The sequence below is a fragment of the Micromonospora sp. NPDC023633 genome (assembly GCF_040640035.1).
In the GTDB taxonomy this organism is placed as follows: domain Bacteria; phylum Actinomycetota; class Actinomycetes; order Mycobacteriales; family Micromonosporaceae; genus Micromonospora.
Genome location: NZ_JBFABB010000209.1, coordinates 1 through 6,986, shown reverse-complemented (window position 1 = coordinate 6,986; position 6,986 = coordinate 1). Strand labels below are relative to the sequence as shown.

General features: G+C 76.4%; 4 protein-coding genes and 2 pseudogenes. 4 read left to right on the top strand and 2 right to left on the bottom strand.

The features are described 5' to 3' along the window. Together AB0G13_RS33300 and AB0G13_RS33295 are read left to right on the top strand one after the other, a co-directional pair. On the top strand, positions 1 to 2,058 hold a 2,058-nt coding region (locus tag AB0G13_RS33300), incomplete at its 5' end, for a bifunctional diguanylate cyclase/phosphodiesterase (RefSeq protein ID WP_357883229.1). Between the two features lie 95 nt (positions 2,059 to 2,153). Further along, a pseudogene (locus AB0G13_RS33295) lies at positions 2,154 to 2,261 on the top strand (MerR family DNA-binding transcriptional regulator); the annotation flags it as partial. Positions 2,262 to 2,293: 32 nt separating this feature from the next. Here the strand turns inward: AB0G13_RS33295 and AB0G13_RS33290 are convergent. Beyond that, positions 2,294 to 3,313, bottom strand: a complete 1,020-nt coding sequence (locus AB0G13_RS33290; protein ID WP_357883225.1) for a LacI family DNA-binding transcriptional regulator — start codon at positions 3,311 to 3,313, stop codon at positions 2,294 to 2,296. Positions 3,314 to 3,584: 271 nt separating this feature from the next. On the opposite strand from AB0G13_RS33290, the gene AB0G13_RS33285 reads away from it, so the two are divergent. Further along, a complete protein-coding gene (locus AB0G13_RS33285; RefSeq protein WP_357883222.1) occupies positions 3,585 to 4,295 on the top strand; it encodes a hypothetical protein in 711 nt (236 codons plus the stop codon). A gap of 89 nt (positions 4,296 to 4,384) precedes the next feature. Here the strand turns inward: AB0G13_RS33285 and ilvD are convergent, their stop codons facing one another. After that, positions 4,385 to 6,232 (bottom strand): dihydroxy-acid dehydratase, encoded by a 1,848-nt coding sequence (ilvD, locus tag AB0G13_RS33280; RefSeq protein ID WP_357883219.1) that lies wholly within the window; start codon positions 6,230 to 6,232, stop codon positions 4,385 to 4,387. A gap of 108 nt (positions 6,233 to 6,340) precedes the next feature. Between ilvD and AB0G13_RS33275 the strand changes: the two are divergent. Beyond that, positions 6,341 to 6,986: pseudogene (locus tag AB0G13_RS33275) on the top strand (GGDEF-domain containing protein); the annotation flags it as partial.

Here is a 6,986-nt window from a genome sequence, read left to right as displayed (position 1 = left end):
GCCCCGACCCGGTCCCGTGCCGCCCGTCGGCGCACGGCGCCGCCCCGCCGCGTCGCCGTGCTGCTCGACGCGGCGGTGGTGACGGCGGGGCTCACCGCGGCCGTGCTCCCGCTCGCCGAGCCGGGCCACCGGCCCGCCGTCGTCGGGTCGGGGCTGGCCGCCGCCGCCGCGCTCTTCGCCGGGGGCCTGCCGCCGGCGGCGTGGCGGCCCCACCCGTCCGCCCGGGTCCGGCTGCGCGGGGTCGTCGACGCGACCGCCGCTGGCCTGGGGCTGGTCCTTGCCGGCTGGCTGCTGCTGCCCCGCGACCGCCTCGATCCGCCGGTCCGGCTGGCCGTGGCCGTGGCCCTGGGCGGGCTCGCGCTCGCCGTGCTCGTCGTGCTGACCGGGCCGCACCGGCGTGCCGGCGCCGCCCGCTGCCGGGCCGGGGTGGCGCTCACCCTGGCCGGGCTGGTGATGCTGGCCGCGCTCCCCACGGGCGCGACACCGGACCGGGCGGCGCTGCTGTCCGTACCCCCGCTGGTGTCCGGGGTGCTGCTGACGGCGGCGGGGGCGCGGCGGGCGACCGGCCCGGAGCCGGCCCCGCCCGCCCTGCCGACCAGGGTGTGGCCCCGGGCCGTGGTCCCGGCCGTCGTGGCCGTCGCGGCCAGTGGCTGGCAGTTGCGCGACGGCGGGCCGCCGGACGTCACCGCCGTCCTGCTCGCGCTCGCGCTGGCCCCGCCGCTGGTGCTGCGCGACCTGCTCCGGGCGGACGACCCGGCGCAGCCGGCCCGACCCGACGCCCCGCCGGCCCGGCACCGCTCGGCGGACCCGGACACCTCCGGCGCGCCCGTGGACCGGCCGGCGCTGCTGCGGGCCCTCGCGGCCCGCCGGGACGCGCGCGCTCCCGCCGGCGCGCTGCTCGTCGTCGACCTGCACGGCCCTGGCCCCGCCTCGGACGGGCACCAGGTCCCCGAGGACATGCTGGCCGAGGTGGTCCGCCGCGCCCGCGCCGTCGTCGGCCCCCGGGACCTGCTCGCCGACGTCACCGCGACCGGCTTCGCCGTGGTCACCGAGGTCGGCCCGGTGCTGGCGTACGCGCTGGGCACCCGGCTGCTCGCCGCGCTCACGCAGCCCTACCCGGTGGCGGGCGGGGTGCTGCGGCTGCGCGCCGGTGTCGGGCTGGCCGAGCTCGGCGGCGGCGCCCCGGAGGCCGTGCTGCGCCAGGCGGACCTGGCCCGGCGTCGGGCCGTGCAGCTCGGCCGGGACCGGGTCGAGTGGTACGACGCCTACCTGGAGGAGCAGCTCGTCCGCCGGCTCGACCTGGAACGGGAGCTGCCCGGGGCGGTGGCCCGGGGCGAGCTGGACCTCGTCTACCAGCCGGTGCTCGACCTGGCCGACCGGCAGCTGGTCGGCACGGAGGCGCTGCTGCGCTGGCGCAGCCCGGTGCTCGGCACGGTGCTTCCCGCCGAGTTCCTGCCGGTGGCCGAGGACCTCGACATGGTGGGGGAGCTGGGCTGCTGGGTGCTGGACCGGGCCTGCCGGCAGCTCGCCGCCTGGTCGGCGGGGAGCCGGCAGCTCTGGATGGCGGTGAACGTGACGGTCCGGGAGCTGACCGCCCCCGACTTCGTGCCGCGGACGGCGGCCGTGCTGGACGCGTACGGGCTGGCGCCGGACCGGCTGGTGGTCGAGGTGGCGGAGCCCCGGGTGGGCGCCGAGCTGCCGACGGTGGTGGCCCGGCTGGCCGGCCTGCGCTCGCTGGGCGTGCGCACCGCGCTGGACGACTTCCGGGCCGAGCACGCCTCGCTGGCCCAGCTCCGCCGGTTGCCGATCGACCTGCTCAAGGTCGGGCCGCAGCTGGTCGACCCGGCGGACCCGCAGCGCCCGCTGATCGACGTGGTGGTCAACGTGGGGGACCGGCTGGGGCTGGACATCGTGGCCGAGGAGCTGGAGTCGGTCAGCCTCGTCGACGGCGCGCGGCGGGCCGGCTGCCGGTACGGGCAGGGCTTCGCGCTGGCCCGCCCGGCGACCGCGGAGCGGGTCGAGGCGTACCTCGAGGAGTTCCCGTCGGCCTCGCGCTGACCGGCGACGGCCCGGGGCGGGCTCGCCCACGCCGGGCACCCCGCGTGGCCTGGGTTGACTCTGACACCGTGTCAGGGCCGAACGTGTGAGGGGCCATGTTCACCATCGGAGACTTCGCCAGACTCGGCCGGGTGTCGGTCCGCATGCTGCGTCACTACGACGGCATCGGGCTGCTCCGTCGTCACCGAAATCCAGCTGCCGGTGGTGGCGAAGAACCGCGAGTGACTGAAGCGGTTCAGCTGGCGCGCGGGGGCGCCGTGCTGCCCCGCGGGGTGAGGTGTGCCGTCTCGTCCTGCACCTGGCCGGCCGGCGAGCCGCCGATCACCGCGAGCAGCTGCCGGGCGGCGTGCGCGCCGTACGCCGGGATGTCCCGGCCGAGCGCGGTCAGCGGCGGGTGCACCAGCTGGCAGAGCGGCGAGTCGTCCCAGGCCACGATGGACAGGTCGCCCGGCACGGCGAGGCCCATCTCCTGGGCCACCGACAGCCCCGCTATCGCCATCACGTCGTTGTCGTAGATCACGGCGGTGGGGCGGCCGGCCGAGCTGAGCAGCCGGCGGGTGGCGCGCGCCCCCTCCTCGCCGGTGTAGTCGGACGGCACGGTGACCGCGTCGGCCAAGCCGAGCCGCCGGCACGCCTCGGTGAACGCCTCGGTGCGGATCGCGGTGTGCAGCAGGGCGGGGAGGCCGCCGACGCGGGCGATCCGGCGGTGGCCGAGGGCGACCAGGTACTCCACGGTCTCCACCAGCGCCGCCGCGTCGTCGGACCACACGCTGGCAAGCCGGCCGGTGCCGCCCGGGCCGCCGATCACCACGGCGGGCAGGCCCAGCTCCTCCAGCACCGGCACCCGGCGGTCGTCGGCGCGCAGGTCGCAGACGAGGACGCCGTCGACCCGGCGCTCGCCCCACCACCGGCGGTGGACCGCGACCTCCGCCTCCTGGTCGGCCACCACCTGGAGGGTGAGGGCGTACGAACGGGCGGAGAGTTCGGCCTCGACGCCGCTGATCAGCTCCATGAAGAACGGCTCGATGCCGAGCGTGCGGGCCGGGCGGCACAGGGTGAGGCCGACCGCGTCGGCGGTGGCGCCGGAGAGGGAGCGGGCGGCGCGGTTCGGGTTGAAGCCGATCTCGGCGGCGATGGCGAGGATCCGCTGCCGGGTGGCCTCGGAGACCCCGGGCTGGCCGTTCAGCGCGTAGGAGACCGCCCCCTTGGACACCCCGGCGCGGCGGGCGACGTCGGCGATCGTGGGCCGCTTCACCGGCGTACTCCTCCACTCTCCCGCCCGGGCGGGTGTCACCACGAGGCCGGGGCGACCGGCGGCGGTCCACGCTACTGCACCGGCCGGCGGCGGGCCGACCGGCGCGCGAGGTCGGGCCGGTCGGCGGCTTTCCCGGTTAAGTACCCGGCGGGCGGCCGGTTCCCTTTGCTGTGGACGCGCGACCCGGTGCGCCTGCGAGGCGGTGACACCTCCGATGATCGCGCTCCCGTGGCGGTTCAGGTTGCCGGGCTGCGGCGACGGTGACCGCCCGTTGACACTGCCGGTGGAGCACTTCCGCTCCCACCGGGACGTCTGCGCGGGCACGATCGTCTGGCAGCTGAACGACTGCTGGCCGGTGACCTCGTGGTCGGCCGTCGACGGCGACGGCCGCCGCAAGCCGCTGTGGTACGCGCTGCGCCGGGCGTACGCGGACCGCCTGCTGACCGTCCAGCCCCGCGCGGGCGGCCTGGCTGTGATCGCGGTCAACGACGGGCCGGCCCCGTGGCGGGCGAGCGCCTCGGTGACCCGGCTGACCCTGGCCGGCGAGCCACGGGCCAAGACGACGCTGGAGCTGGACGTCCCCGCGTACGCCAAGGTCGAGCTGGCGCTGCCGGCGGAGCTGGCGCGGCCGGAGGAGGCCCGCCGCGAGCTGCTGGTGGCCGAGGCGGACGGGACGGCGGAGCGAACGCTCTGGTTCTTCGCCGAGGACCGCGACGCGGACTGGCCGGCGGCCCGCTACGACGCGTCGGTCGAGCCGGTCGACGGCGGGCACCGGGTCCGGGTCACCGCCCGCACGGTGCTGCGCGACGTGACCCTCTTCCCGGACCGGCTCGACCCGGCGGCCGACGTCGACGAGGCGTTGGTCACCCTGCTGCCGGGCGAGTCGGCCACCTTCACCGTGCGGGCGGACGCGCCACTGGACCCGGCGGCCCTGACGACCCGCCCCGTGCTGCGCCACGTCAACGACATCGTGACCGACTGACCGGCTGCCGCGACAGGAGATCTTGGCAGGGAACGGCCCCGGCAGGGGCGCTCCCGTACCAAGATCTCCGTCGGCTACCGACCCGAGGCCTACTCCGGGACGCGGCGGTAGGCGCCGTCGCTGGCCGAGGTCGCCATCGAGGCGTACGCGCGCAGCGCCGCCGACACCGGCCGCTGCCGGTCGAGCGGGGTGTACGGCCTGTCGCGCTTCTCCTGCGCGATCCGCCGGGCCTCCAGCACGTCGGGGGCCACGTTCAGCTCGATCGACCGGGCCGGGATGTCGATGACGATCTCGTCGCCCGACTCGACGAGGGCGATCAGCCCGCCGGAGGCCGCCTCCGGTGAGACGTGCCCGATGGAGAGCCCGGAGGTGCCGCCGGAGAAGCGGCCGTCGGTGAGCAGCGCGCAGGACCGGCCCAGCCCCCGGCCCTTCAGGAACGAGGTCGGGTAGAGCATCTCCTGCATGCCGGGGCCGCCCCTCGGCCCCTCGTAGCGGATCACCACCACGTCGCCGGCGACGATCCGCTTGTTGAGGATCGCCTCGACGGCGTCGTCCTGCGACTCGTAGACCTTGGCCGGGCCCCGGAAGGTCAGGCACTCCTCGGGCACCCCGGCGGTCTTCACCACGCAGCCCTCCGGGGCCAGGTTGCCGTGCAGGATGGCCAGCCCGCCGTCCGCGCTGTAGGCGTGGGCGAGGTCCCGCACGCAGCCCTCGGCCGCGTCGGTGTCCAGCGACGACCAGCGGTTGGTGGTGGAGAACGGCTCGGTGGTGCGCACCCCGCCCGGGGCGGCGTGGAACAGCTCGACCGCCTCCGCCGTCGCCGCACCGCCCCGGACGTCCCAGTCGGCGAGCCAGCGCTCCAGGCTGGGGGAGTGCACGGCGTGCACGTCCCGGTGGAGCAGGCCGGCCCGGTCCAGTTCGCCGAGGATGGCCGGGATGCCGCCGGCCCGGTGCACGTCCTCCATGTGGTACTGCGGGGAGTTCGGCGCGACCTTGGCCAGGCAGGGCACCCGGCGGGAGACGGCGTCGATGTCGGCGACGTCGAAGTCCAGCTCGGCCTCGCGGGCGGCGGCGAGCAGGTGCAGGATCGTGTTGGTCGAGCCGCCCATCGCCACGTCCAGGGCGACCGCGTTCTCGAACGCGGCCCGGCTGGCGACGGCGCGCGGCAGCACGGAGGCGTCGTCGCCGTCGTACCACCGCTTGGCGATCTCCACGGCGGTGCGGCCGGCCTCGACGAAGAGCGACCGGCGCGCGGCGTGGGTCGCCAGCGTCGAGCCGTTGCCCGGCAGCGCCAGGCCGATCGCCTCGGTGAGGCAGTTCATCGAGTTGGCGGTGAACATGCCGGAGCAGGAACCGCAGGTCGGGCAGGCCGAGCGCTCGATCTCGCCGAGCTGTTCGTCGGTGACGGCCTCGTTGGAGGAGGCGATCATCGCGTCGATCAGGTCGATCTTGGAGTGCACGACGCCCTCGATCGCCACGGTCTTGCCGGCCTCCATGGGCCCGCCGGAGACGAAGACGGTCGGGATGTTCAGCCGCAGGGCGGCCAGCAGCATGCCCGGGGTGATCTTGTCGCAGTTGGAGATGCAGACCAGGGCGTCGGCGCAGTGCGCGTTGACCATGTACTCCACCGCGTCGGCGATCAGCTCGCGGCTGGGCAGGGAGTAGAGCATCCCGCCGTGGCCCATGGCGATGCCGTCGTCCACGGCGATGGTGTTGAACTCGCGGCCCACCCCGCCGGCCTCGGCCACCGCGTCGGCGACCAGCCCGCCCATGTCCTTGAGGTGCACGTGACCGGGTACGAACTGGGTGAAGCTGTTGGCGATGGCGACGATCGGCTTGCCGAAGTCGTCGTCGGTCATCCCGGTGGCCCGCCACAGGGCCCGGGCGCCGGCCATCGTCCGACCGTGCGTGGAGGTCTTCGACCGCAGCTCAGGCATACCACAGTGTGACACCGCCGCCGGGCCGGCCGGCGGCCGTGCGCGCCGTGTCCCAAAGGATGCGCACCCGGGCTCCCGCGCCCGGCGCGCATCCGGCACAGTTGGGACGTGCAGTTCCCCCCGGGCATGGTCGCGGTCGCGGTGCTGTGCGGGCTGGTCGCCGCGGCGGCCACCACGCTGTCGGCGGTCGATGCCCGGCGTCGCGCCGGGCCCCACCGGCAGGCGTACGCGCTGCTCGCCGCCGCGTCCGGGGTCGTGCTGGTCAGCCTGCTGGTCGGGGTGTCCGTGGCGCTCTCCACCGCCGGGCACGCGGGGCACGCCCCGGACCGGCGCACCGGCTGGGCCGGCGTCGTGGCGATCGGCACGGCGGTCGGCGGGCTGATCTTCTCCGCCGGGCTGCTCCGGCTGCCCGGCGTGGCCGCCACGGCGGCGGCCACCGCCCGGCTGGCGCTCGACGGCCTGGTGATGGCGGCGGCGTTCTGGTTCGTCGGCTGGGTGCTCTTCTCCGAGCCCACCCGGCTGCTCGGCGACGCCACCCCGGCGGCCTGCGTGCCGATCCTGCTCGCCACGGTCAGCGCGGCCCTGACCGCCGGGCTCGCCCTGATCGTGGCCTTCCGTGCCCCGTCGCCGCGCGGTCGCGCCGCCTGGCTCGGCGCCGGGGCCACGGCCGTGACCTGCGGCGGGCTCGGCATCGCCACCGGCGCACTACCGCAACGCGTACCGCACCCTGCGCAAGCTGCTCGACCTGCGGGCG

Bases quoted from the DNA above. Each gene is read 5' to 3' on its own strand.
- ilvD (WP_357883219.1), bottom strand. From the start codon at position 6,232: ATGCCTGAGCTGCGGTCGAAGACCTCCACGCACGGTCGGACGATGGCC.